This is a genomic window from Bacillus cereus group sp. RP29, from assembly GCF_040459765.1.
In the GTDB taxonomy this organism is placed as follows: Bacteria; Bacillota; Bacilli; order Bacillales; family Bacillaceae_G; genus Bacillus_A; species Bacillus_A paranthracis.
Window position 1 is genome coordinate 4,418,387 of record NZ_JARVHN010000001.1, and the last position, 25,730, is coordinate 4,444,116.

The following is a 25,730-nucleotide window of genomic DNA, read 5'->3' on the forward strand; positions in this document are numbered from 1 at the left end:
CTCATTTTTCCTATTATTTAGTATACCGAATTTACTATAAATCCTCTACTCATATAGCTTAATTTTCTAAATTATAGTAAAATTCAATTTAGTATATAAAAGGAGTTATACAATATGAATATATCAAAAAAATATGTACACATTGCACTCATTTGGTTTCTAGCATCATTACTTTGTTTACAAGTTTCTTATGCAGTTCATACTACTACTTCTATTACAATTGGCTGGGTATTAACAGCTATCTTCTTCATTATTAGCTTAATCGCAACAAAAAAGCATAGCGTTCGTTAATGAGTAACGCTATGCTTTCCCTACAAATCTATTCTTCTGAAACATCCAACAAGTAAATACCTCTTTCAAACCCACCGCGCTCTATCTCTTTCTGCTTACGAAGACGTTCTACATCTTCAATTGTTGCACCTTCTGCACGCGCTAATGATATGATTACTTCCAGTGCATCCGCAAGAGAATCAAGCGCATGTTCACGCTCTTTCATAGAAGCAAATTCACGAATTTCTTCTGTTCCAATTTTCGCCAAAGCTTGTATGTATGCTTGTCCTGTTAATTTTTGTGCTGTATATGTTTTTCCAGACATTAAAATCTTCTCTGGAACACGATCTCTTACTAACTTGTTATATGCTGACATCATTCATCCTCCTATGTTTAATAGCAGCCGAGCTCTGCCTTATAAAATAACCACTCTTTTTTCACACAAGCACTTAACATATCAATTCCTGATCCGTGCGCCCTTACTGCCGGAAAGAAATAATGCTCTGGTTCTTCTTTCTTCTCTCCATATAAGGTTTTGTACTCATCAGGAATCGCTTCTTTTTTCACATCCCGTTCTTTCTCCACTTCACCTGAGAAAGCAGCAATTGGATGCCCTTCAAAAAATAGTGCAGTCCGTACCGCAAGAGATGGTGTACTATGCAAAGCATAATATGTAAGTAAAATAATAACGATAACGCCAATCAATTTCTTCATTCATTACTCCTTAAAAAAAGTGCTAACACAATTATACTAAAATGTGTTAGCACTTTCTCCCCTTTATCCTAAATTAACCGGCAGTAAAACTGCCACTACACTTTATTCTCCTTTAAATACCGGTAAACGTTTTTCTAAAAATGCAGCGATGCCCTCTTTATGATCCGCAGTTTGTCTCATCGCATATTGACCGCGTTTTTCAAGCTGCAGCGTTTGTTCTAAATTGGAGCGATTTACTTCACATAAAATTTGCTTCGTTTGAATCATCGCTTTGATTGGCTTTTGTGACCATTCACTAATTTTTTGCTTCACAGCCGTTTGGAAATCTTCGCCGATTACTTCATCAATTAAACCGATATCAAGCGCTTCTGTTGCTGATAATTTCTTTCCTTCCCAAATAATTTGCTTCGTCATATTTTCACCAACGCGCTTTTGAAGGAAGAAATGGCCGCCACCATCTGGAATTAAAGCGATTCCAATAAAGTTCATCGCAATAATTGATGATATATCTGCCATCACATAGTCAGCTGTTAGTGCAATACTTAATCCAAGACCAGCAGTTGGTCCATGAATAGCACTAATAACAAGCTTCGGCATCGTATATAAAGTCACAACGACTTCAGAAATAGTATTCATAATACCATCAAACTTGCTTTCATCATTACTTGAAAGCATCGATTTAATATCTCCACCCGCAGAAAAACCACGGCCGTTCCCGCATAACACAACAATGTGTGCAGAACTCTCCGCTACTTCTTTCAGTTTTTGTAATAACTCTTTTAACGTTGGTTCATCTAATGCATTTAACACCTCTGGGCGATTGACCATAACCGTTGCAACGTGCCCTTCATATTTCACAATGACAGATTCTGTTTTACTTGTTACTTCCATTATATATACCCCTCTTTTCTACACAAAGATTATACTTATATAATTATAGAAAGGATGTGAAAAACCCTTCTTTTTTCTTAATTTTCTGTCTAATAATCTCGTAATTTGTATATCGCCTTGCATAAAACATACAATTTCGTTGAAAAATATAGAAATTAAAGTCGGTTTATCCCGGCTCTTCATCTATTTACCATTACAATGAAATGGTGTATTCTTAAGTCTGATATAAAAATTAAATATAGAAATTCATTCCCCTTCCTATTATATAGAGGGGTGCTGAAATAAAGGAATGAAGAAATGGAGGAACATATGGTTACTAAGTTAAAACAGACGGATAACTACTTCCCGCATTTCCTACTGCTATTCATCGTGTTTCAACCAATTTTAGATTTATTAACGTCTTTTTCAATCTATGTATTACACATGAGCGCAACAGTCGGAATCGTAGTCCGTTTCGCCTTTATGCTTCTTGCATTAGGTTATCTACTTCTTCATCATAAACAACAAGGCGCGAAAAAGTACATTCTCTATTTATGTTTACTCGGCATTGCACTGGCAATCGGTCTTGTAAATAATATGATGGTTAAATCTCCAGTTTCATTTGGAGAAGAAGTTAAATTTATTTTAAAGAGCATATATCCAATTGTGCTACTGTTTGGATATATTATCGTCTTTAAAGAGCTAAAAAATAAAGAATATGTGTTTCATAAAATCATTACATATTTCTTATATGCAACTTTAATTTTAAGCATCACAATGATTATCGCAATGCAAACTGGCACTGATTTCCCAAGCTATCCTCACTCAAAAATTGGCTCGAGAGGTTGGTTCTTTGCTGGAAATGATTTAAGTGCTCTCTTCGCGATTATGTTCCCAATCGTTGTCTTATATTCGATTTATAAAACAACTTCTTTCTCGAAAATATATTACTGGATTCCAACAATACTTGCGATGTATGCAAGTATTATGGTCGGAACAAAAGTTGGATATGGTGCAATTGTGCTAACATTAGGCGTAGCACTTTTCTTCTCGTTCATTGAATATATGATAAACCGTAAAAAAGAAAAAAAAGGATTCACATATCTTGTAAACACCATCGTTGCAGCAGTTGTACTAGGAGGTTTAATTGTTCTTACACCGCATACTCCTATTGCAAAAAATATGGGAATCCACATGCAAATATACGAATACAAAAAATCAGTACAAGAAGAACAGGATAAAAAAGAAGGAAAAGTAATTAAAGAAAATCCAGAGGATGCAAAAAAACACGCAAAAGGTGAACTAACAGACTCTGAAGTGAAGAGTTTAATTTATAGTGATCGGGACAAATTCTTAAAAGTATACAAACAATACTATAAAGAAGCACCATTATCCCAAAAACTATTCGGAATGGGCTACGCTGGTAACTATACAACGAAAGTGAAGCTAGTCGAAATGGATTTCCACGACCTATTCTTTGCATTCGGAATTGTCGGCTTCCTTATGTATTTACTGCCGCTTCTTTATTTCGGTATAAAAATATTCATTCGCTTGATCACAAACTTCAAGAAACTATTTAGCGTAAAACACATGCTACTAGCTAGCACACTCGTCCTATCGCTCGGTATTGGCTTTATGTCTGGACACGTATTAACAGCACCTGCTGTAAGTATATTCTTTACTGTCATACTCGCTTATATGGTTGTTGATTTGGAAATTGAATAACATTGAAATGCCATGCCCTTAAAATCGGGCATGGCATTTTTTATAGTTAATAACAATCAAATAGCATAAGTCCCCTACTCACAAATAACTGAATCATATAGAAAAATCCCTTGCAGGAAATTTCCTACAAGGGATTTTCATCAATAACAGATATGCTATCTATTATTTTTTTTCTCCAACTACAGCAGTTGATGCAGTTACTTCACCAAGCGCTAACTTGTTGCCAGCAACGTCTTTAATGTTGATTTCTGCATTATTTGCACCTTGTGGTACTACACTAATAGTTGCAGCTTGAGCAACGTTTAGAGCTTTTTCAGTTGTTAAGTAAACAACTTTTGCATTTTCAGCAGATTTTTGGATATTTGTAACTTTTGCTCCGTTACCATTTACAACAACTTTTAAGTCATCGATAAACTTAGCTTCGTCTGTAATATCTCCAAGATTTTCATCAAATGTAACTTTGATTGTATTTGAAACTTCAGCTTCATTCGTAGCTTTCAGATAAACAGCGCTTGCTAATTTTGGTGCTGTGTTATCAGCGAATTTGATTAAGCTTTCAACTGGAGCTTTTGTTTGAGCGTTAGCTACTACTTTGCTTCCAGAAGCAGTTAATACGTTTGTGCTAATTGTAAATTTAGCATCTTGAGCTTTTGCGAAATAATTTTTAGGTAAAGAAATCTTAACGATTTGTTTGCTACCAACGAACTCTGCAGTTGTACCTGCTGGTAATGCTTTACCGTCAATTTTGTAGTTCTCTACATCTTTCGCGTTACCGCTCATGTCTTGACCGTAATTTACAGTGATTACATCACCTTCGATTGAAATAATGTCAGCATTCTTTTCTACTACAGGTGTTACGATACCTGTTGTAGAAACAGTTGTATTAAATGCAACGTTGCTATTTGTGTTTACAGAGTAAGAAGCTAACTCCTCATTTTTAGCAAACTTAATAGCACCAGCTTTTACTTCTACTGTGTAAGAATCGTCTTTTAATTCGCCGCTATTAGGAGTAACTTTTAATACGTCACCTTCAGCTACGAAAGCAGATGGTACAACTACCCCGCCTTTGTCACGTACTACGATTTGAGTAGCGTCATTCACAACAATTTTACCGTTGAATTTAACTAGTAAGTTATTACCGTCAATTTTGTTTAAGCTATCAGTAGCTACTTTTGGTGTAGCAGTATCTTCAGTTAAAGAAACATTCATATCAACTGGTTTACCAAGTAAGTTTACAGTATCTTTGAAGTTTTTAAGGTTAACACTTAATTCAACGTTCTTTTCACCGCTTGCATATAATGGGTTACGAGCATCCTTTGTATCTTCTTTAATAGAAACGATGTATGAAGTTGCATCTTGTGGATCGATTGTATATTGTACTACACCGTTACCACCTGCAACATTATATGCTGCTGTTGGGAATGTGTAGTTACCTTTTTTCACAGTTACTTCAGGGTGTTGGCTTAATGGCTCAGAGAATGTAACTTTGAAAGAACGGTTGTTAATAGCTTTAACTGATTTCACTTCTGGTGCTGTTGTATCAGAAGATACAGTGTATTTTGTTGTTAAGATTGAAGCTTTATTAGCATTTACGCGTAATGTATCTTCAGCATCGTATACAACTACTTCATGATCGCCTTTTGCGAAGATTCCCTTATCAGCAATTGCAGAAGTTGTTAAAGTGTATACACCTGGTGTTTTACTTGCAACTTTTGCACCTTCGATTTTAACGCCGTCAATTTTAACGTCAGCAGTTTCTTTTACTGGTTTGTTGAATGTTAATTCAACTGCGTTACCAACAACGCGTGCACCTAATAATTCTGGAGCTTTTGAGTCAGAGAATGTTTTTTCTGTATCAAGATATTTTTCTACAGGTTTTAAGTCAGCACCTAATACGCCTGTAGTTGAGTGTACTGCATATTTGTCAGAGTTAGCAAATGCTTTCTCAGTTTTTAATTTGAACGTTACGCTCTTACCATCTTTTGAAAGAACACCTTTTTTACCAGCTTCACCTTCAAAATCAGCAGCTGTTAAATCAGCACCATTTTGTTTGAAAATGTAGTTAGCTTCGTTAACCGCAGATTTTTCATTTACTGGGTTTGTGAATGTAACTTTAATTTCTTGAGCGTTGATTGCACTTACAGATTCAACTTTAGCTTCTGTTTTTACTTCTGGGTGATAATTCATAGCATTGTAGATGAACTGTGCAGCTTGCTCACGAGTTACAACACCGTTTGGATTAAATTTGCCTTCACCTTCACCAGCTACGATACCTAAGCTTGCAAGAGTTTCAATTGAAGATTTTGCAGTTGCCCAAGGTAAACCTTCGATGTCATTGAAAGATTTTTTGTTGTTTTCATCAGCTTTGAAACCGTATGCGTTAACAAGAAGCTGTGCCATTTGTGCACGAGTTAATTTCTCGTCTGGACCGAATTTATTGTCACCTAAACCAGCCATGATTTTGTTAGCTTCAGCAGCTGCGATGAATTTAGCATAAATGCTGCTTTCTGGTACATCTGTGAATGGAGTTTTCGTTGAACCAGGTTCAATACCTTTTGCTTTTACCATGAAAGTAGCTACTTGAGCACGAGTTACATCGTCGCCAAATCCGAATAGGCCATCACCAATACCTACGATAATACCTTTTGCAGCCATAGAGTTGATCGCATCTGCAGACCAATGTCCTTTAGGAACATCTTTAAATGCACTCTCTTCTGCTGCTGTAGCAACTGGTGCTACTACTCCTGCTACCATTGCAGCTGTCATTGTACCAGCCATTAATTTGTTAAAAGACTTATTTTTTGCCATTGATTTATTTCCTCCTTGAGAAATATAATACTAGCTTTAGAAATATGTATTTGAAAAACTAGTGATTTACTAAATTCATATATTAATTTACAAACACTTTTTGAAGAATAGTAATTTATCAGCCATAATAAATACTATCTTTTTCCAAAAAGTTAAACCATGTATATAATACGTCATAATTCTTTTTTTTAAAAGAATTATTTATCGCATAATTCGACAAATTTATAATGTTTGTCGAATTATATATTTATCAACTTTTCTAATGTGTAAACGTATATACATCGTTTTTATTTAATATACAAATAGCATTATAGCACATAATATAAATGAAATGACAATTTATACTTTTTAAAATTATCGACAACCTTCGACAATAATGCGCTTTATTTTTATTATTTTGTCGAATTATTTGTTATTAATTTCTATAAAGTGGTATTATATTCATATAAATATTATTATATGGCATTTTTTATTCGACAAACAAAAAGACTGATCATCTAGGTGATCAGTCTTTTTATTTGTTCTTTATTAGTGTTTTACGTACTCTACATTTTCTTTTACAACATACGCTTCATTTACAGCAGGATCATCAGAAATGATTTTAACCCATGCTTGTCCATTTATCATTTCTTCGCCTGTAATCGTAACAACTTTATTTGCCGCTAAGTTATACAGTCTTTCATTCGACGTACGAGGATCTTTTTTCGCTTCCACCTTATTCGTTACACGAGCAAGTTTATATTTGTTGTACTCTTTTTTACCTAAGTACGAATCAAAACGGAACATATGCCCTGCTACTTTTTTACCCCAGTTTGCATCAGATGCATATTTCATATTTAAACCGCTAGCTTTATCACCTGTATATGTTGCAGTATAACGCCAATGACCTGGATTTAAATATCCTTCATTCATATATACTTTTGCCGCATGTTCAATACAATCTTCTTTTGAATTAAATGTTAGACCGTTACCAAACGGACTATTATCTGTTGCATTTAAGCCAAATAAATTATTTTTTTCTCGTGCAAGCCTACTTGTCCCAAAATCACTCTCATGAGCTGCTAATGAATATAGGAATAATGCATTTACATTATACTTGCTTTCTACTTCTTTAAATTTCGCACCTAAACCGATTAATGGAGAATCTGCTTTAACTGATTTTATATAACTATCTAACTGTTCTGCCGTGTACTCTGTTTTCGTACGTAATGATACGTAATTAAAATATTGGTAAAACGTTTCATTTCCGAATGTTTTTCCATCTACACTATACATTGATTGTCCCTGCTTCATGAACGAAGGGGCTGCACCAAATCTATATTCTGTATATCCAGGTGAACTTGTATTATACGTGAAATATCTGTGATATAAATATCCATCTGATTTTACGTAATAAGATGACTTTTTCATTTCATTTTCAGGAATTAACGTGACTTCATTTTTCTTTACATAACCTGTTAAATCAGAGAGTTGTACTTTCACACGATCTTCTCCAACTTCTAACACTTTAAATTCCGTTCCATACTGAATGTACGTATATACTGTTTGTAAATTATCACCGTACACATTAATTGTATCTCCAGAAATTTGCTTCGCACTTGCAAAGCCATCTTTAATCCATACGTATTCATTTTCATACTTCACTGCATTGATGCCTTTATTTTGCGCAGCTGTAACAGCTTCTTTGTATGTAGTGTAACGCTCTACTATTTTCCCTGCGTCATTTAACAATACATAATTCTTTGTTTCTACAGGCGTTTCTCCTCCGCTGTTACCAATTTTATCAAGCATTAAGTTCAGCATCGCTGAAGCCATACCTCTTGTCGCTGATAAATGCGGTCTAAACGTATTATCTTCTGGATAACCTTTAATAATCCCCGTAGCTACCATAACTTGTACATGTTCTTTATAGTTAATACGATTCGTATCAGCAAATGTAAGCGGACTTACAGTTACGTTAACCTTTTTATAATCTAGCGCCTGTTTTACCATTACGGCCATTTCTTCACGTGTAATCACATCATTTGGTGCAAAAGTCTCAGGACTACGCCCTTTAATAATTCCCGCTCCGAATGCTCTACTTACGCCGTCATATAAGCCATATGATTTTGGCACATCATTAAAATTTGAATCTGCTTGCGGAAGTTGCAGGGCTTTTGCTACTAATGTAGCAAACTCTGCTCTCGTTATCTCTTTGTCAGGTAAATATACATTATTTCCATACCCTGACATGATTCCTTTATTAATAAGAGTACGCATATGCTGCTCAAATAGATGATCTGTAATATCATCACTCGCTGCATAACTTGAAATAGGCGTTAAAAGGAATGCCCCCGTTAATGCAACTGCTGTAATACCTTTTGAAAATTTTTTCACGGTTATGTAATCCTCCTCGTAATCTACGAATTTATCATTCCAACACCGATTATATACTAATTATATAAACATGATAAACAAAAATTAGCATACAACCTTTTTAAAATAAGCATTTTATTATATTGAAATATTATATATCCTACTAATCTTCCTATAAACTCCATTCCTTTTACAACCGCGAAATCCTTTATGATATAATGACGTAGTTATTTCTGTTTATTATAGAAATAACTACAAAGATATTACATACTACGGAGGATCATTATGCCTAGATTATATGCATTTGCATTTAAAGCACTGCAAATATTAACATTGTTATTTTTTGTAATGACTCTTATATACTCATTGCAATTTTTAATAACTGAACCGAAGTACGATCATCCCTATTTCCTTATAGTGGCACTTATAGTCATTCTAATCGGGATCATATTCATGTCTATCATCGTGAATCGGTTTTTCACTCAAACACAATTTATCATATTTATTTGTCTACTAGCATTCACACTTCGTCTTGCATGGGTGTTAACAGTTCAAACAAATGTCGTACAAGATTTCGCACAAATGTATAACGGCGCCGTTGATGCTGCAAATAACAATTTCTCATTCGCGGACAAAGCATATTTTACTACTTGGGTATATCAATTAGGCTTTACAATGTACCAAGCTGGTGTGATCAAATTGTTTGGCGAAGGTGTACTAGCAATTAAATTATTAAACATACTATACTGCACTGGTATTACGTACTTTATATATCGCATAGCTACACATCTATTTAACGAATTTAGCGGTAGAGTTGCCGCGCTTATTTTCGCAACGTACATTCCTAACATTATGATGACTTCTGTACTAACAAATCAGCATCTCGCAACATTTCTATTCTACGGTGGTTTTTATCTTCTCGTAAAAAAAGGAATCTCGCATTCATATACGTGGATATTTGTTAGTATTCTTATTGCATTTGGCGATATTATGAGACCAATTGGTATTGTTATTTTACTAGCTCTCATTCTTTTCTTACTTATCACTCATATAATTGGTGATAAGAAACTGAATAAAAAAATGGTTGTATCAAAGCTCATTGGTATGATTGGCATTTATTATATCGTGCATTTCATCTTTAGCTATTCATTAATTGCTACAGGGGTTACACAATATCCATTATCCAGTCGAGACCCTTATTGGAAATTTGTAGTTGGATTCAACCCTGAAACAACAGGTGGATTTTCTTTCCCTGACCATAAACTTGTTTTTCAATATCCGATTGGCGAGGAACGTTTCGAAATTGAAAAACAGCTCATTAAAGAAAGAACTTCTGATAAAGGACAACTATTATTGTTATTCAAAGATAAATTTAAAATTATGTGGGGAGATTATGACGCAGCCATTTATTGGGGATTAGAAGGACATCCAAAACCCGAATTATCAAAATTACTGTGGACGTTAGAAAAATTATGTTACGTAAGCATTTGCATATTCGCTTGCATAGCTTCTATCAAAACGATAAAAGAACAACGAAATAAAACGTTACTGTTCTTCTCATTATTAATTTTAGGTTACGCAGGCGTGCACTTCTTCATTGAAATTCAATCGCGCTATCGCTACTTTATCATCCCGACGTTTATGATCATACAAGGTTACGGTGTCTATCTCGTTACACAATATATAAAAGAAAGATTCAGGGCGTAAATAAATACACTAACAAAAAACACTCTACTTTTTCTGTAGAGTGTTTTTTTCTATATGATAAATAATTTTCTTAGCCGCTTGTTCTCCTTGCAGTTGCAGCTCATCTACTCTTCTTTGCAGAGATTGCTGTATCTCTTCATGTTGCATCACTTGCCTCTTCGCAATTTTATATAGATCTTCTGCACTCCAGTCTCCATCCACACTTCCTATAACCGGTTGATTCACTTGTCTTAAAAATGAATCGATTTTTGGATCGTATGAAATTCCAACCATCGGTGTTTTCGCGACAGCCGAAAAAATAAGGGCGTGAAGACGCATACCAATTAAAAGAGAACACTCTGATAAAATAGATATTTTTTCATCAATATCCATTTTATATGGAAGCATATACGTCTCTTCTCCCATTAAATCCACTACATCACGCGAAGCATTTTGATCAAACGGACCATGCATCGGGACGAATAAAATTTGGTATCCTTCTTGCTTTAATTTTTTTAAAGCTATCGCTAACTTTTTTATATAATCTTCTTTTGCATTCCAGTGACGCACACTCACTGCAATTATTTTCCCATGCAAAGAATGTTTTTGTAGCCAATCTGATTGTTTTTTTCGTTTCCATGTTAAAACTGGATCTGGAACAAGTTCAATATCCCTTTTCATGCCAAGTTCCTTTAAGTATAAAAATGAATCCTCATCTCGAACTGATATATATGTCGCTTTCGACAAATGCCATTTCACTAATAGTCGATTATGCCTTTTTGTAATCGGACCTATTCCTTGTGAATAAATGTAATACGGTTTTTTTAACATACGAGCAAACCCCATAATACCCGTATAATATAAAATACTTTTTACACTCGTTTTATCTTGGAGGAGGCTCCCTCCGCCACTAATAAGTCCGTCACTTTTTTTTATTGCATCATAAACCGATTTGATACTCCAACGATCCACCGCTTCTACTCCGTACATTTTCCTTGTATAGTCAGGGTCATTTGACAGCACAACGAGTTCAATATTCGGATTCTCTTTATGTAACGATTCAATAATCGATTGTAGAATAGCTTCGTCTCCAACGTTATAAAAACCATAATATCCTGATAAAACTAACCGCACTCTTAATCTCCTCCAACATTTGGTAACCAACCATTTCATCCATTATTGGCACCAACTCCTTACCTAAAAAAGCATCATCACAATAAGCCCGTCCGAATTCCAATCCTTACATTTCGTAGTTCTATATTTATTTTTTCAAAAATGGTATTTGTTTTTTTGATATCCAGTTTAATTTCAAAGCACATACCGCATACAAAATGATTGCAATAGCAAGTGCTACAACACTATATAATAACGCAATAATTCTTGAAGATGTAACATCTATTATAGTAGATAGTTCATATAGTCCGAATCCTAAAATACAAGATACACCTATTACAATAAAAAATCTTCCTATGTGAACAGAATAGGAAAGATATTTTCGAATGTACAGATGATTTACGATACAGATTAACACATATATAATCAATGTACTATACGCCGCTCCATCTATGCCAAACTTTTTTGTTAATACTATGTTTAATAAACATTTCACAAAACTTGCACCGATAACAATCCACGCAGCTTGGGCAGAGCGGTTAATTCCTTGTAAAACTCCTATTGATAATACCATAACCGATGTGAAATACGAACTACCAATCATAACAGCTAACATACTGCTTCCTTTCGCATCTGTAAACAATCCCACATTTAACGGAACCGCTAATGCAATTAACCATATTGTTAACGGGGCTGTTAGCACATGCATAAGTGAGTTCGTATTTTGAACTGTCATTTTTGCTAAATTCATATCTTTTTTTGCTAGTGCAGACGTTAATAATGGTATTAATGGAAATACAATTGCGCTTGCGAAAACAACGATTAATTGTGTAAATGCAGAACCGCGGCTATATATACCAAATTGCGCTTGAATTTCGGCTGACGATCCTTGCAGCACGTGAGGTACTGTTAGCGAATCTACCAAATTTAAAAGCGGCATGGATAAAGCCCCAATAGCAATCGGAATAGATACTTGCAATATTTTCTTTCCATCTTTTTTCAAATCTTGTAGTGAATACGAGTTGCTCTTATATCGGTATGAACTTTTATTGTACGTCATACGTAAATATATAAGTGAACTTATTACCCCAAGAAAAGATCCAACCATGGCCCCACTAGTAATGATAGTACTACTTTCATTCCAATATACTAATATATAAGCGATGATTAACATAAAAAATACTCGTACAAATTGCTCAATGACTTGTGATATCCCTGTCGGCTTCATATCACCGAATCCTTGAAAATACCCTCGATAAACTGCCATATATGGTGCAACGAGTAAAGCCAATGACGTAACCAGTAAGGGCACCCTCGTTTCTTGTCCACCAAGCATACTTGCAATTTCAGTAGAAAATAACACGATCACTAGACATCCAAATGTTCCAAATACCATCCCTATAATTGATGCCGATTTAAATAATTTCGCAATTTCTTTCTGCTTATTTTTTTCATTCAACTCTGCAATCAATTTTGAAATTGCCAATGGGACACCAGCTACTGATAAGGTAAGGGCAATCATATATACAGGAAATACAAGGCGAAAAATACCAAGCACTTCATCTCCTGCAATATTTTGTAACGGAATTTGAAAAAAACTACCAAGCAATTTCGACAAAAAAGTTGTAATTGTTAAAATTGCTGCACCTTTTACAAACTTCTTATTCATGTACCTTCTCTTTTCTTTTATACATATATTCTTAAGCGTATTGTTTTGAATTATAGAGACCATATTCTATCTCATTAAATCATCATACCAAATTTCTTATATATTGAATACTTTCTTTTTTACAACAAAACAAAAGTATCCTTACTCACATAACTCTTTTACACACATCCCCTACCACTTTCCATTTCTACTTTTTTCTAGTATAACTATGCTATAATGTATCTATTGTCAGTAAGAGGAGTGTTACAAGAATGCTGAATTCGGTCAAGAAACTATTGGGAGATTCACAAAAAAGAAAGATTAAAAATTATGAACAAATTGTGAATGATATTAATCAATTAGAATCTGTAATGGAAACATTATCAGATGATGAATTACGTCAAAAAACTGTCACTTTCCAGCATATGTTACAAAATGGAAAAACAGTTGAAGATATAAAGGTAGAAGCATTTGCTGTCGTTCGAGAGGCTGCAAAACGAGTACTTGGCCTTCGTCACTACGATGTACAGTTAATCGGTGGTCTTGTATTACTAGAAGGAAATATTGCTGAAATGCCTACAGGAGAAGGAAAAACTCTCGTTTCTTCTTTACCTACTTACGTACGTGCTCTCGAAAAAAAAGGCGTTCACGTTATTACAGTAAATGATTATTTAGCAAAGCGTGATAAGGAATTAATTGGACGAGTTCATGAGTTTCTTGGATTAACAGTTGGATTAAATATGTCACAAATGAAATCTATCGATAAAAAACGCGCTTATGAAGCTGATATTACATACGGAATCGGTACTGAGTTTGGTTTCGATTATCTTCGTGATAATATGGCATCATCTAAAGCCGAACAAGTACAGCGCCCATTTCACTTTGCAATTATTGATGAGATTGATAGCGTTTTAATTGACGAGGCTAAAACCCCGCTTATTATCGCTGGGAAAAAATCAAGCAGCTCCGATTTCCATCATTTATGTGCAAAGGTAATGAAAACGTTCCAAGACACTTTGCATTACACTTACGATGCGGAAACAAAAGCATGTAACTTTACAGAAGATGGAATTACAAAAATTGAAGATTTATTTGATATTGATAACTTATATGATCTAGAGCATCAAACTTTATATCATTATATGATTCAAGCATTACGCGCACATGTAGCTTTCCAACTAGACGTCGATTATATTGTCGAAGACGAAAAAATTATGCTTGTTGATATTTTCACAGGACGTATTATGGATGGCCGCTCTTTAAGCGATGGGTTGCATCAAGCACTGGAGGCAAAAGAAGGTTTACCGATTACAGACGAGAATCAAACACAAGCATCTATTACTATTCAAAACTTCTTCCGTATGTATCCAGCTTTATCCGGTATGACAGGTACTGCAAAAACAGAGGAGAAAGAATTTAACCGCGTATACAATATGGAAGTTATTTCAATTCCAACGAATCGTCCTATACTTCGTGAAGATAAAAAAGACGTCGTATATGTAACAGCCGACGCAAAATATAAAGCTGTCTGTGCAGAAGTAATGAATATACATAAGAAAGAACGCCCTATTTTAATTGGTACGATGTCCATCCTTCAATCAGAAGCAGTTGCACGTTACTTGGATGAAGCAAATTTGCCTTATCAACTATTAAATGCAAAAAGTGCTGAGCAAGAAGCTGATTTAATTGCCCTAGCCGGAAAAAAAGGGAAAATTACAATTGCTACAAATATGGCAGGACGTGGAACAGACATTTTATTAGAAAAAGGTGTGCATGAACTTGGCGGTTTACATGTAATCGGAACAGAAAGACACGAATCTCGCCGCGTTGATAATCAGTTAAAAGGGCGAGCTGGCCGACAAGGCGATCCCGGAAGTTCCCAATTCTTCCTTTCATTAGAAGATGAAATGATACAACGCTACGCAGGTGAAGATGTCGAGAAGTTAAAAAAGTCACTTAAAATTGATGAGAACGGTTTAATTCTAAACAATAAAATTTATGATTTAATAAACCGTACACAATTAATTTGTGAAGGCAGTCATTTTTCAATGCGTGAATACAACTTGAAATTAGATGATGTCATAAACGACCAACGAAATGTAGTTTACAAACTTCGTAATAACCTTTTAAACGAAGAAGTAAATATGATAGAGATTGTCATTCCAATGATCAAAAATACACTAACTGTAATTGCTAAAGATCATTTATTAGAAGGAATGCTTCCTGAAGAGTGGGATTTCACTAGACTAGTAGAAGATTTAAAAGCAGTTTTATCTACCGAAGAAATTCCAGCATTATCTGCTAATAACGTTCATTCTGCTGAGGACTTACAAGAGCTATTAAAAGATACTCTTACAAGTTATATAGAGCGTGTTAACGCTTTAGAAAGTGATGCAGATGCACAACAAGTATTACGTCAAATTAGCCTTCACTTCCTTGATTCTGGTTGGACAAGCCATTTAAGTGCAATGCAGCACTTAAAAGAAGGTATTGGCTTAAGACAATACCAACAAGAAGATCCGGCGCGCCTTTATCAAAAAGAAGGTTTTGAAATCTTTTTACACACATTTAGCCATTTTGAAAAAGAGGTTGCTTTATATTTAGCAAGATATATAACTGTCCCACAAAATATATAATGAGGTGAATTACATGCTATCATTTTTAAAAAAGGCAAGAAAAAAAGGTAGAGACTCTGTAATTTCGAGTTCTCAATTATTAGGAACCGAAGAAAATAGCAATAATACAAAAAACGTAAAACCGAACTTATACTTCCATCCTTCTTGGAATGAAGTTTCACAAGAACAAAAGTATATTTATCAATTTTTACATAAATCTTTGCCTACCTTACAAGAAAACCAAATTTCGCTAGCCGGAATTGAAAGTAAAAAACATGAAAATGCTTATTATATTACTACATTCATTCGTAGTAGTGTAAAGCATCCAATTCAATTTGAAACTCTTACTCTATCTTTATTAAATAAAAATGGAGAAACATGCGCACGCCAAACATTTGATTTATCACACTTAGAAGGAATCCCATCAAATGTAAATATGCCTTGGACTTTCGTCTTTGAAGAAAATTCAATTACAGAAGCAACGCTATCAAATGAAGACTGGCAACTAGTATTTGAATTACAAGGAAAACATTCATTAGATTTAGATCCTATATGGCAAGAAAAGCTACCTGAAAGTGCAATAATGAAATTACAAGAAATTATTGCTAACCTAGATCCACCTGAAGAAGATGAAATCAACCTCCGAGGGCTAAACGCTGTTGTAGAAGAAAACGGAGATTTGAATGCAACTATTTTAATTCGTAATGGCTATAACAAAAATATAACCCTTGAGCAACTTCCATTGCATATTTCAGATCGCTCTGAATCTACCGTTGCGGAAAGAATATTTGTATTAAAAGATTTTCAAATTAAGGCCAATTCTACAAAACCTTGGACCTTTACATTCCCTGCTGACTCAGTATCAAAAGAGCCAATCGATTTATCTAAATGGAAAGCGTTTATCCCGCAATAACCTTCATTACTCGCTAATCGAGTAATCAAAAACACGTCGTATCCGTTTATGAATACGACGTGTTTTCTTATGTAAAAATTCAACTACAAACGTTCAATATGATACGCTGCTTCCAACTTACAAAAATCATCTATATTGTTTACTTCGTGATCTTTTAAAATTTTTAATTGCTCTTCAGTTGGCTCTTCATTAACAAGCTCGTTAATTTTTTCGTTCACTTTTACTGCTAACGCTTGATGGAAATCTGGATGTTCTTTCAACTTGTCATCTACTTTATTAATCCAAGTTGATTTTGTATATAAATATTGTTTCCACTGTTCAACAAATTGTTGTATGTCAAACTTTTCTTCGTTCCATTCAATTTCCTTCATATACTTCTCAAAAGAAGCAACGATTGAACGTGTAATCCCGACTTTTACTCCATGTGGTAACTGTTTGTACATCAAATATTCCCTCCAGCTTAAAGCGATTTCTTTTTATCGAAAAGAAATCTTAAAATTCTTACACTTATTACAATAGCATACTGCTAATCTAAAATGTTACTATACTGCTAAGATTAATAAATGTCAATAATCGCGAAATATTGCGATATAAGGATATTACCCCCCCCCTCATATGAGGGCATTTCCTTACATAACATCAGCTTCTACAAACAGTAATTTATCTTTCTGTTCTTTACTCGCCATCGTTACTAACGTCTTTTCAATATGAGCAGGCACTTGCTCTAGCGTCACACTCAATCCTGATTTATCCGACTGCTCAATGAAATTCAATAACGCCATAGCTCCTGACACATCCATATAGTGTGCCTCTTTCATACGTAAAACAACCGGAGATCTTACGTCTTGTAAAGCATAAAAAACACGATCCACTGTTAAAAACGAAAGTGGGCCTTTAATTTTATATGTCGCTTCTTTTTCTTTTACAATAGAAGATTTACGTTCTTTACATTTCACCATGTATATAATGAAGGAAAGAAGAATTCCGAAGCCAACAGCGATCATTAAATCAAACTTCACTGTGACAATCATCGTTACGAGCATAACAACGACATCACCCTTTGGCGCTACATGCATTTTCTTCATGCTTTCCCAATCAAACATGCCAATACCAGTTAAAATTAAAATACCTGACAATACAGCAAGCGGAATGTATTGCACGACTGATCCAAGTCCCATAATGAAAATAAATAATATAACACTATGCATACTTGCTGAAAGCGCCGTTTTACCGCCACTTCTTATATTAACGATAGATCGTACAGTCGCACCTGCCCCTGCTAATCCGCCAAACAATCCGCTCATCATATTACCGATACCTTGTCCGACAAGTTCTTTATTACTTTTATGACGTGTCCCCGTCACGTTATCCATTACGACCGATGTTAACAATGAGTCAATCGATCCTAATAAAGCAATACTAAGCGCTGGTAAAACAAGTTCTGCTACGCCTGTTCCACTTAAAGATGGAATATGAAGCGTTGGCATCGCTTCTGGAATCGTCCCAATCTTTTCAATCACCATATTTAATGACAAATTTCCAATAACCGGTAACCTCACTGTAAGCCCTTCTAACGCAGAAGAAAATAAAGGAAGCATAGCTGTCACACCTACTAATGCGACTAAACTAGATGGGATTGCCTTAATCCACTTTCCGGAAACAATCATTACAATAATCGTTAATACGACGAGTAGAAAACTATTTTGCACATGTTTCATTTCACCTAAAATAATAATTAATGCGATACCGTTCATAAATCCTGAAACGACAGGATACGGAATGTAACGAACGTACGAGCCAAGCTTACATACACCGAATAAAATTTGAAATAGTCCCGCCATCATAAATGCTATAAAACTCGCCTCTAATCCGTGCGTCGCAATAACCCCCGTTGCGATAACCGTAATTGGTCCAGTTGGCCCTGTAACCTGCCCAGGTGTACCACCAAATAACGCCGCAAATAAACCTGCAAAAATTGCACCATACAATCCGACTAGTGCTCCCTCAGACGTTCCCGTTGCAGCAATACCAAATGCAATGGCAAGTGGCAACGCAACAATTGCAACAGTAAAACCCGCTAAACATTCCTTTGCTATTTTTTGAAACATATAATAACCACCTTCATATAAAGTCCATTTTCCATTGTACACCTAAATAGATACATTCGTTAGTCCACTTTTTACAGTATCGTGACGGAAACGCATTCAATTACAAGTACCTATCGCATCTTTGGAAACCATTATAACTATGCTATAATGGATAAATTAAATCTTTTATTATATATTTGGAGGCACTATGCTAACTTTTGAAGAAAAATTATCAATTATTGAATCTTTCCCAGAATTAGAAAGAAAAAACGTATCATTAAAACGCGTGAACTTTCACTTTGAAGAAAGTCGTTTAGATAAAAAGAACGTTGTTTACCACTTACATCCAAATGGAAACGGCTTTGTATATGCAAGTGGCATTAAAGGTTACAAAACGGATGATAAAGGTATGGTTAACATCCGCGAATTTTCAGCAGATGAATTACGCTCAGTAATCAAGCAATCAATTGAATTACTTTCACAAGAAGAAGTAGTAATTCCTGCAGAACCTGCGAAAGAAGAAGAATGGCAGAACGAAGACGGTCATATCCTTACTCTTATCTCAGAGGACGATATGTGGAACGTGTACGCTGGTGTAAATTTAGACGGTACATTTAACTCTTATCCAGAAGCTGCGGAATACCTTGATGAAGAAGGGTTTTCACGTAAATAAAAATAGAAAGTGGGCATCCCCCACTTTCTATTTTTTTGCCCCTTTTAAAGACTCTCTAAGCACAAACTTCTGTAATTTCCCACTCGCATTACGAGGCAGTTCATCCACAAATAAATAATGACGTGGACGTTTATAATCCGCTAATTCATCACTTTCTTTACAATACGTTTCTAAATCAGCCTCTGTAATTGTTTCATCTTTCTTTACAACAACTGCCACAACACGTTCTCCCCATAATTCATCTGGCTCACCAAGCACCGCAACATCTAATATACCAGGATGACTATGGAGAAAATCTTCAATTTCACGTGGATAAATATTAACGCCACCACTAATCACCATATCATCCACGCGATCTGCGACGAATAAATAGCCGTCTTTATCGAAGTAACCTAAATCACCAGAGTGATACCACCCTTTATACATCGATTTTGCATTTGCCTCTTCTCGGTTATGATAACCAGCCATCATAGTTGGACCGCGCAAAATAATCTCTCCTACTTCATAAGGAGGCAATACATCATCTGGTTCTGCCGGTGCATCTTCGTTTGGTTTTACAATTCGAATTTCATGACTAAAGCACGGTGTTCCTGCTGAACCTGCTTTCGTAATTTGATCCTCTTCTACGAGAAATGCAACAACAGGTCCCATTTCTGTCATTCCATAAATTTGTACAAGATCAATATAAAGACGTTCTTTACATTCCTTCACTAATGCTGGTGCCATTGCAGCCCCGCCGTATATACCGATCTTCATTGACGTTAAATCATACTGCGTTAAATCCTTTTGCAACAGCATATTCCACATCGTCGGTGCTGCAAAAAACGTCGTAATCTTCTCTTCTTGAATTGTATGTAATACTGTTTCTGTGTCAAAATGATGTAAAATAACATTCTTTCCACCAACTTGAATGCGCGGTATAATTCCAGCATTCAACTCACCGCAATGATATAACGGCGCTACAACAAGCCCAATACTATCTCGATTATATTTTAGGAAATACGTACAAATCATACTATGCTCAGCCATTTCGCGATGACGATGTAATACACCTTTCGGATGACCTGTCGTACCGCTTGTATACAGCATCGAACAATAATCCATTTCATTAATTTCGATATCTATTTTCTTAGAAGATGCTGCGTTCACTTTTTCATGGTAAGAACTTGCATAAGAAGGTGTATCGTCTTCTACATACCAAAAAGACGAATTCGGAAAATCTCGTTCAATGATAGCCACGGTTGGCTCAACTGCTTTTTCAAAAACAACTACTTTCGAGGATGCGTCCTGGAGAATATAAGATACTTCTTTTGCTTTTAAGCGGAAATTAATTGGGTTAAAGATCGCTCCAATTTTTGCACAGGCTAAGTAAACGTTTACAAATTCACGGCAATTATATAAGTAAACAGATACCGTATCGCCCTTTCTTACCCCTTCTTCTAATAAAGCATGCGCCGTTTTATTTATTTGCTCATCCCACTGTTTATACGTCCAGCGAATATTTTTTTCTGGTTCCACTAACGCCTCTTTATTCGGATACTTACCAACAGATAAATCAAATATTCTCCCTATCGTCATGTACATGCCAACAATTTCCCCCTTTTCTCTTTCATAAATCTATCATTTCGTCCATAAGTAGACATTGTCCTTTAATGATTTGACTAATTTTTCTGATTATTATCGACATAGTTTTACAAACAGTTCCACTTTTGGCGGTAAGTGAAATTATATCGGCGTTTTTCGAAATATATCGGCGCAACTTGAATTATATCGGCGTTTTTCGAAATATATCGGCGCAACTTGAATTATATCGGCGTTTTTTCGAATATATCGACTTACCGACAAAAACTGACAAGATAAAAAAGAAGCTGTCCCGACTCGGAACAGCTCCTTTCTTCTTATGCAAATAGCTCTTCTAAAATTTTCAGTTTGTCTTCTGTATATTTTACGAAGCCATCGTTATATGATTTTGGATCTTTCGGATTAGCAAAGTGCGTAATTGCACCTGTCTTCGGGTGAACAAATTTACTTGATGCCCCGCAGCCAAGTCCGATAATCGATTGTACTTCTTCCATAATGACAATGTTGTAAATACTTTCTTGCGTCGGCATTGCATAACCAACGTTCTCTAAGTTACCTAAAATATTCTTTTGACGGTATAGGTAATATGGTACGTAATTATGCTTTTGCGTCCACTCTTCTGCTTCGTGCATCATCGCTGTAATTTCTTCGCGACCTGCTACTTTATATTTACGTTTGTTTTGCGTCATTTCGGAAGCACGTTTAAATGATAACGTATGAACTGTTAATGATTCTGGCATTAACTTTTCTGTTTCATCTAGCGTATGCTTGAAAATATCTAACCCTTCACCAGGAAGACCAATAATTAAATCCATATTAATATTATTCATTCCCATTTCACGAGCTAAATGATACTTCTCAATTGTTTCTTCTACAGTATGATGACGTCCAATTGCTTTTAATGTTTCTTGATGGTATGACTGCGGATTAATACTAATACGGTCAATGTTCCATTTATTTAACACTTCTAGCTTCGCTGGCGTAATTGTATCTGGGCGACCTGCCTCAACTGTTACTTCACGCACATTTTTCACATCTGGGAACGCTTCATACATTTCTTCATACAGCATATCCATCTCTTCTGCTGTAATACTTGTCGGTGTACCGCCGCCGTAATAAATCGTCGTAACTGTTACACCTTTTTCTTTTAAAAACTTACCAATTTCACGAACTTCATAATGTAAACCACCTAAGAATGAATCAACAGAGCCTTGACGTCCGTTAATTGCATACGCCGGGAATGTACAATATGCACATTTTGTTGGGCAGAATGGGATACCGATATAAATACTTACTTCCTCTTTCAAACGATATAAATCCGGAACTACCGCTAATTGGCAATCAACGATACGTTGAAGGAGTTCAATTTTCTCTTCATGAATTAAATAACTTTCACGAAGTTCTTGGTGTGCTTCTTCTTTTGACATACCGTTTTGAAGCATTTTATGAAGAAGTTTCGTTGGACGAACTCCAGTTAAAATACCCCAGCTTTGTTCAATACCAGTTAACTGCTGAAGAACAGAAAGATATACATAAGAAACAACGTGCTTCACTTGCTTCATACGCTCTTTTTCATCTGTAAAAGCAGATAAATCTTTTGCGAATGTTTCTTCATACACATTTCCAGTCGCAACATCTGTTAAACGAGCTGATGCTTTCACATTCTCTTCAATGTGTATATCAACGATAAGATTTGCTTCCTCTTGTTCAAATCCAATCGTACTATCTTCAAAAAATAAGCCGCCAATATTTTGTAGCGGACGTAAAAAACGATCATCTTGTAACGTTTTAATTGAAATTAACAACATTATCACCTTTTCATTTGCAAACTCTCTTTAGTTTACTTGAAGGGCGTTTGCAGGTCAATACAGAAGGTTTTACCTTATCTTCTTTCGGTATATCCTTAACCTATACATAAAAAAATGAAAAACAAAAAACGTAGCCAAAAGCTACGTTTTTCTTTTATCGTTTCGGTGTATTTTTATGATTCTTCAAAAACGGAAGCGGGAATTGCTTGCGGAAATGCTCTTTAATCATATACTCTACGCCGTTCTCACTATTTGAACGTGTAATCCAGTCGGCCGCTTGTTTTACCTCTACAGGCGCGTTCCCCATCGCTACCCCGAGACCCACATTTTCAATAACCTCTAAATCTTCCATGCTATCTCCAATGGCAACCATTTCGTTTAACGAAATATTTAAATGCTCTCCAAGCAATTGTAATCCACGTAATTTTGATACATTTTGTGGCAAAATTTCTATTCGTTTGGAATCACATTCAATATACTCTATATCTTGAAACGCTTTTCTTAATGTATTCAGTCCTCTTTCTTTTTCACCTTTCGTTTGGAAAAGAACATCAATTTTTGGCGCCGCGACTGGATGATCACGAAGCGCATCACCTAACGAATCTACAAATTGAACTGGATAAAATAACGGATCCGCACTCGATAGCACAGTACGCGCAATTAAGTTTGGTGTATTTCTCTCACGATTTCCGATTGAAAACCGTTCATGAGAAATGCGGACGTTACAGTCAAAATGCTCCAATACTTGCACAATGTTAAATGTCTTCTCTTCCGATAATCTTCTTTGAACGTACGGCTTATCTAAAGTTGCTGAAACGAAAGCACCGCCATGTGTCACTAATATAGAATCTAATTTTAACGCCTTTGCTACTTTATGAGCGGACTGAAAATTCCGGCTCGTAAATAATGTAACGTATACGTCTTTTCTTTTTACAAATTCAATTGTTTCTCTTAATCCTTTTGCAATTTTTCCGTTGTTGTATAGTAGTGTCCCATCTATGTTAAGAGCTAGTAAGCGATAAATCATGTCGCACTCCCCCTCTTCGCTGTTGTACTCTATCCATAATTTATGAAATAAATGTAGCAAATAGAACGAGTTAGAATTACTACTGAAAATTTGGTTTACTATATACATATACACTCAGTAAAGGAGATAGTACAATGCAGGCACCTCCTTCCTTTTATGAAGGCGATACGTTAGAAGTCGCAAAAAAATTACTCGGACAGAAACTTGTTCATATTGTAGATGGAATAAAGCGAAGTGGAATCATTGTTGAAGTAGAAGCATACAAAGGTCCGGGTGATAAGGCCGCACATAGTTACGGCGGCAGACGGACGGATCGTACGGAAGTCATGTTTGGTGCGCCAGGACATGCTTACGTATATTTAATTTACGGTATGTACCATTGTTTTAACGTCATTACAGCACCAGTAGGCACCCCGCAAGGTGTTCTCATTCGAGCCCTTGAGCCGGTAGATGGAATAGAAGAAATAAAACTAGCGCGCTACAACAAAACAGACATTACAAAAGCACAGTATAAAAACTTAACGAACGGACCTGGAAAATTATGTCGTGCCCTTGGAATCACTTTAGAAGAACGAGGCGTATCATTACAAAGTGACACATTGCATATTGAACTCGTCCCAGAAGAAGAACACATATCATCACAATATAAAATAACAGCAGGACCTCGTATTAATATCGACTATGCAGAAGAAGCTGTACATTATCCGTGGCGTTTTTATTATGAGGGGCATCCGTTTGTTTCAAAGAAATAAAGTGAAACTTTAATCAGTGGGGAGTGCCTTCATCCCCCACTGATTATTAGTTGAACCAATCGGACTTTTATGGGCAGTTGATCCCCCGCCTAACTTCTTTGCTTTCGCTGAATTTGGAGGTGGGGATTTTACTGCCCATTAAAGCGGGATAAACAATATCGACTTACCGACAAATAAAAGAAGATGTTGTCTCATAAGTCTCTTTCGAAGTAAAATCACATGAAAGTGAAAGGAAGAAACGTTATTAAATCAACGCTTCTTCCTTTCACTTTCTATTCGATTTTGGCTAAAAAGCACCTTTTGGGACAGCCTCTCTCCCTTTTACTCTGCACCTTCCGCAGTCGCAATATTATCCTCTAAGTTTTCTCTTGATAATTCAGCCGCCATAAAGTCAGCTGTTTCTGGAAGTGCTAAATGCATATGAGCTTTTTGACAAATTTGGATCGTACAGTTTTCAACAACATAGTCGAAAACATGTCCGCCCCCGCTTCTCTCATCATCAATGTAATGTAAATGGAATCCAGCTACACCAATACCTTGCGCATAATCTGGCGTCCAAAATCCAGCAAGCGTACCTTCTGTATTTTCAAATGAGAAGATTGGTTGTGATTTCGTCACTTCAACGAGCGGTGTATACGGTTTTTCTTGTCTTGGAACAGTTCTCGTTCTTACTTCACGGAACGTACCATCCATTCGAATACCATAAAATAGGTTTTTACTCGGCATTAATTCATGTAATAATGCTTCCACTTCTTCACGATTCATCGGATGCTCCACTGTATAACTCATTTCTTTCTCAAAAAACGTTACAGTCGCAAACGGTGTTGTTTCTTCTGGCTCTACTTTTTCTGCTGAACCGTCTGAACGTAAATGATAAAATTCATTATCAAACGCGATCATTTCACCATCTAATTGATCAAATGTGCCGATACCGAAATCACCACGTTCTTTTAGTTCCTCAAAGCTAATCACACCATCATATATACCATCTAATAGCGCAAGCATTGTAGATGTTTGATATACTTCATTACTCGTTTTCGTTTTTTTTGCATCAATATCAATTAATTGCGCAACAGTCATCTCAA

The 25,730-nt window shown here is 35.7% G+C and carries 20 protein-coding genes; 7 read left to right on the forward strand and 13 right to left on the reverse strand.

Going from position 1 to position 25,730, the window contains the following annotated elements; genetic code table 11:
* Nucleotides 1–114: 114 nt before the first annotated feature.
* A complete protein-coding gene (locus QCI47_RS23500) occupies nucleotides 115–291 on the forward strand; it encodes a hypothetical protein (protein WP_001027096.1) in 177 nt (58 codons plus the stop codon).
* 28 nt (nucleotides 292–319) lie between these two features.
* Here the strand turns inward: QCI47_RS23500 and QCI47_RS23505 are convergent, their stop codons facing one another.
* The 3 genes from QCI47_RS23505 to QCI47_RS23515 all read right to left on the reverse strand — a co-directional run bounded on the left by QCI47_RS23505 (nucleotide 320) and on the right by QCI47_RS23515 (nucleotide 1,875).
* Entirely contained in the window at nucleotides 320–646 is a 327-nt protein-coding gene (locus tag QCI47_RS23505; protein WP_001277353.1) for a nucleoside triphosphate pyrophosphohydrolase, read from the reverse strand.
* A gap of 17 nt (nucleotides 647–663) precedes the next feature.
* The gene (locus tag QCI47_RS23510; protein ID WP_016716600.1) at nucleotides 664–984 is read right to left on the reverse strand and encodes a hypothetical protein; all 321 of its coding nucleotides are present in this window, start codon (nucleotides 982–984) and stop codon (nucleotides 664–666) included.
* A gap of 102 nt (nucleotides 985–1,086) precedes the next feature.
* Nucleotides 1,087–1,875: an enoyl-CoA hydratase gene (locus QCI47_RS23515; RefSeq protein ID WP_016716599.1), complete on the reverse strand. Its 789-nt coding sequence runs from the start codon at nucleotides 1,873–1,875 to the stop codon at nucleotides 1,087–1,089.
* Nucleotides 1,876–2,184: 309 nt separating this feature from the next.
* Between QCI47_RS23515 and QCI47_RS23520 the strand changes: the two genes are divergently transcribed.
* Entirely contained in the window at nucleotides 2,185–3,579 is a 1,395-nt protein-coding gene (locus tag QCI47_RS23520; RefSeq protein ID WP_061131405.1) for an O-antigen ligase family protein, read from the forward strand.
* A gap of 162 nt (nucleotides 3,580–3,741) precedes the next feature.
* Here the strand turns inward: QCI47_RS23520 and QCI47_RS23525 are convergent, their stop codons facing one another.
* Both QCI47_RS23525 and QCI47_RS23530 read right to left on the reverse strand, forming a co-directional pair.
* On the reverse strand, nucleotides 3,742–6,387 hold the full coding sequence (locus QCI47_RS23525; protein WP_309422388.1) for an S-layer homology domain-containing protein: 2,646 nt from the start codon (nucleotides 6,385–6,387) through the stop codon (nucleotides 3,742–3,744).
* Nucleotides 6,388–6,915: 528 nt separating this feature from the next.
* Nucleotides 6,916–8,763 (reverse strand): S-layer homology domain-containing protein, encoded by a 1,848-nt coding sequence (locus tag QCI47_RS23530; RefSeq protein WP_071741498.1) that lies wholly within the window; start codon nucleotides 8,761–8,763, stop codon nucleotides 6,916–6,918.
* Between the two features lie 264 nt (nucleotides 8,764–9,027).
* Here QCI47_RS23530 and QCI47_RS23535 point away from each other — a divergent pair, with 264 nt between their 5' ends.
* Nucleotides 9,028–10,449 (forward strand): glycosyltransferase family 39 protein, encoded by a 1,422-nt coding sequence (locus QCI47_RS23535; RefSeq protein WP_309422389.1) that lies wholly within the window; start codon nucleotides 9,028–9,030, stop codon nucleotides 10,447–10,449.
* A gap of 24 nt (nucleotides 10,450–10,473) precedes the next feature.
* Here the strand turns inward: QCI47_RS23535 and csaB are convergent, their stop codons facing one another.
* Entirely contained in the window at nucleotides 10,474–11,562 is a 1,089-nt protein-coding gene (gene csaB, locus QCI47_RS23540; protein WP_062822271.1) for a polysaccharide pyruvyl transferase CsaB, read from the reverse strand.
* A gap of 127 nt (nucleotides 11,563–11,689) precedes the next feature.
* Nucleotides 11,690–13,210, reverse strand: coding sequence for a putative polysaccharide biosynthesis protein (locus QCI47_RS23545; protein WP_309422390.1), 1,521 nt, complete (start codon nucleotides 13,208–13,210; stop codon nucleotides 11,690–11,692).
* A 251-nt stretch (nucleotides 13,211–13,461) separates the two neighbouring features.
* Between QCI47_RS23545 and secA2 the strand changes: the two genes are divergently transcribed.
* Both secA2 and QCI47_RS23555 read left to right on the forward strand, forming a co-directional pair.
* Nucleotides 13,462–15,825, forward strand: coding sequence for an accessory Sec system translocase SecA2 (gene secA2, locus QCI47_RS23550; RefSeq protein WP_016716592.1), 2,364 nt, complete (start codon nucleotides 13,462–13,464; stop codon nucleotides 15,823–15,825).
* A 13-nt stretch (nucleotides 15,826–15,838) separates the two neighbouring features.
* Nucleotides 15,839–16,717, forward strand: coding sequence for an accessory Sec system S-layer assembly protein (locus tag QCI47_RS23555; protein ID WP_016716591.1), 879 nt, complete (start codon nucleotides 15,839–15,841; stop codon nucleotides 16,715–16,717).
* A gap of 83 nt (nucleotides 16,718–16,800) precedes the next feature.
* Here QCI47_RS23555 and QCI47_RS23560 read toward each other — a convergent pair whose 3' ends face one another.
* Complete coding sequence (locus QCI47_RS23560; protein ID WP_016716590.1) at nucleotides 16,801–17,160, reverse strand: hypothetical protein; 360 nt, start codon at nucleotides 17,158–17,160, stop codon at nucleotides 16,801–16,803.
* A gap of 186 nt (nucleotides 17,161–17,346) precedes the next feature.
* The gene (locus QCI47_RS23565) at nucleotides 17,347–18,825 is read right to left on the reverse strand and encodes a SulP family inorganic anion transporter (RefSeq protein ID WP_309422392.1); all 1,479 of its coding nucleotides are present in this window, start codon (nucleotides 18,823–18,825) and stop codon (nucleotides 17,347–17,349) included.
* 187 nt (nucleotides 18,826–19,012) lie between these two features.
* Between QCI47_RS23565 and QCI47_RS23570 the strand changes: the two genes are divergently transcribed.
* Nucleotides 19,013–19,477 carry a hypothetical protein gene (locus QCI47_RS23570; protein ID WP_061131399.1) on the forward strand — a complete coding sequence of 155 codons (465 nt, stop codon included), beginning with the start codon at nucleotides 19,013–19,015 and terminating at the stop codon, nucleotides 19,475–19,477.
* A gap of 27 nt (nucleotides 19,478–19,504) precedes the next feature.
* Here the strand turns inward: QCI47_RS23570 and QCI47_RS23575 are convergent, their stop codons facing one another.
* The 3 genes from QCI47_RS23575 to QCI47_RS23585 form a co-directional block, all read right to left on the reverse strand.
* Nucleotides 19,505–21,061 carry a fatty acid--CoA ligase gene (locus QCI47_RS23575; protein ID WP_061131398.1) on the reverse strand — a complete coding sequence of 519 codons (1,557 nt, stop codon included), beginning with the start codon at nucleotides 21,059–21,061 and terminating at the stop codon, nucleotides 19,505–19,507.
* Between the two features lie 314 nt (nucleotides 21,062–21,375).
* Nucleotides 21,376–22,866: a coproporphyrinogen III oxidase gene (locus tag QCI47_RS23580; RefSeq protein ID WP_002002173.1), complete on the reverse strand. Its 1,491-nt coding sequence runs from the start codon at nucleotides 22,864–22,866 to the stop codon at nucleotides 21,376–21,378.
* 154 nt (nucleotides 22,867–23,020) lie between these two features.
* Complete coding sequence (locus QCI47_RS23585; protein ID WP_000640425.1) at nucleotides 23,021–23,893, reverse strand: Cof-type HAD-IIB family hydrolase; 873 nt, start codon at nucleotides 23,891–23,893, stop codon at nucleotides 23,021–23,023.
* Nucleotides 23,894–24,027: 134 nt separating this feature from the next.
* On the opposite strand from QCI47_RS23585, the gene QCI47_RS23590 reads away from it, so the two are divergent.
* Complete coding sequence (locus tag QCI47_RS23590) at nucleotides 24,028–24,645, forward strand: DNA-3-methyladenine glycosylase (RefSeq protein ID WP_001148802.1); 618 nt, start codon at nucleotides 24,028–24,030, stop codon at nucleotides 24,643–24,645.
* Nucleotides 24,646–24,966: 321 nt separating this feature from the next.
* On the opposite strand, the gene alsD is transcribed toward QCI47_RS23590, so the two are convergent.
* Entirely contained in the window at nucleotides 24,967–25,725 is a 759-nt protein-coding gene (alsD, locus tag QCI47_RS23595) for an alpha-acetolactate decarboxylase (RefSeq protein ID WP_000215032.1), read from the reverse strand.
* Nucleotides 25,726–25,730 lie beyond the last annotated feature (5 nt).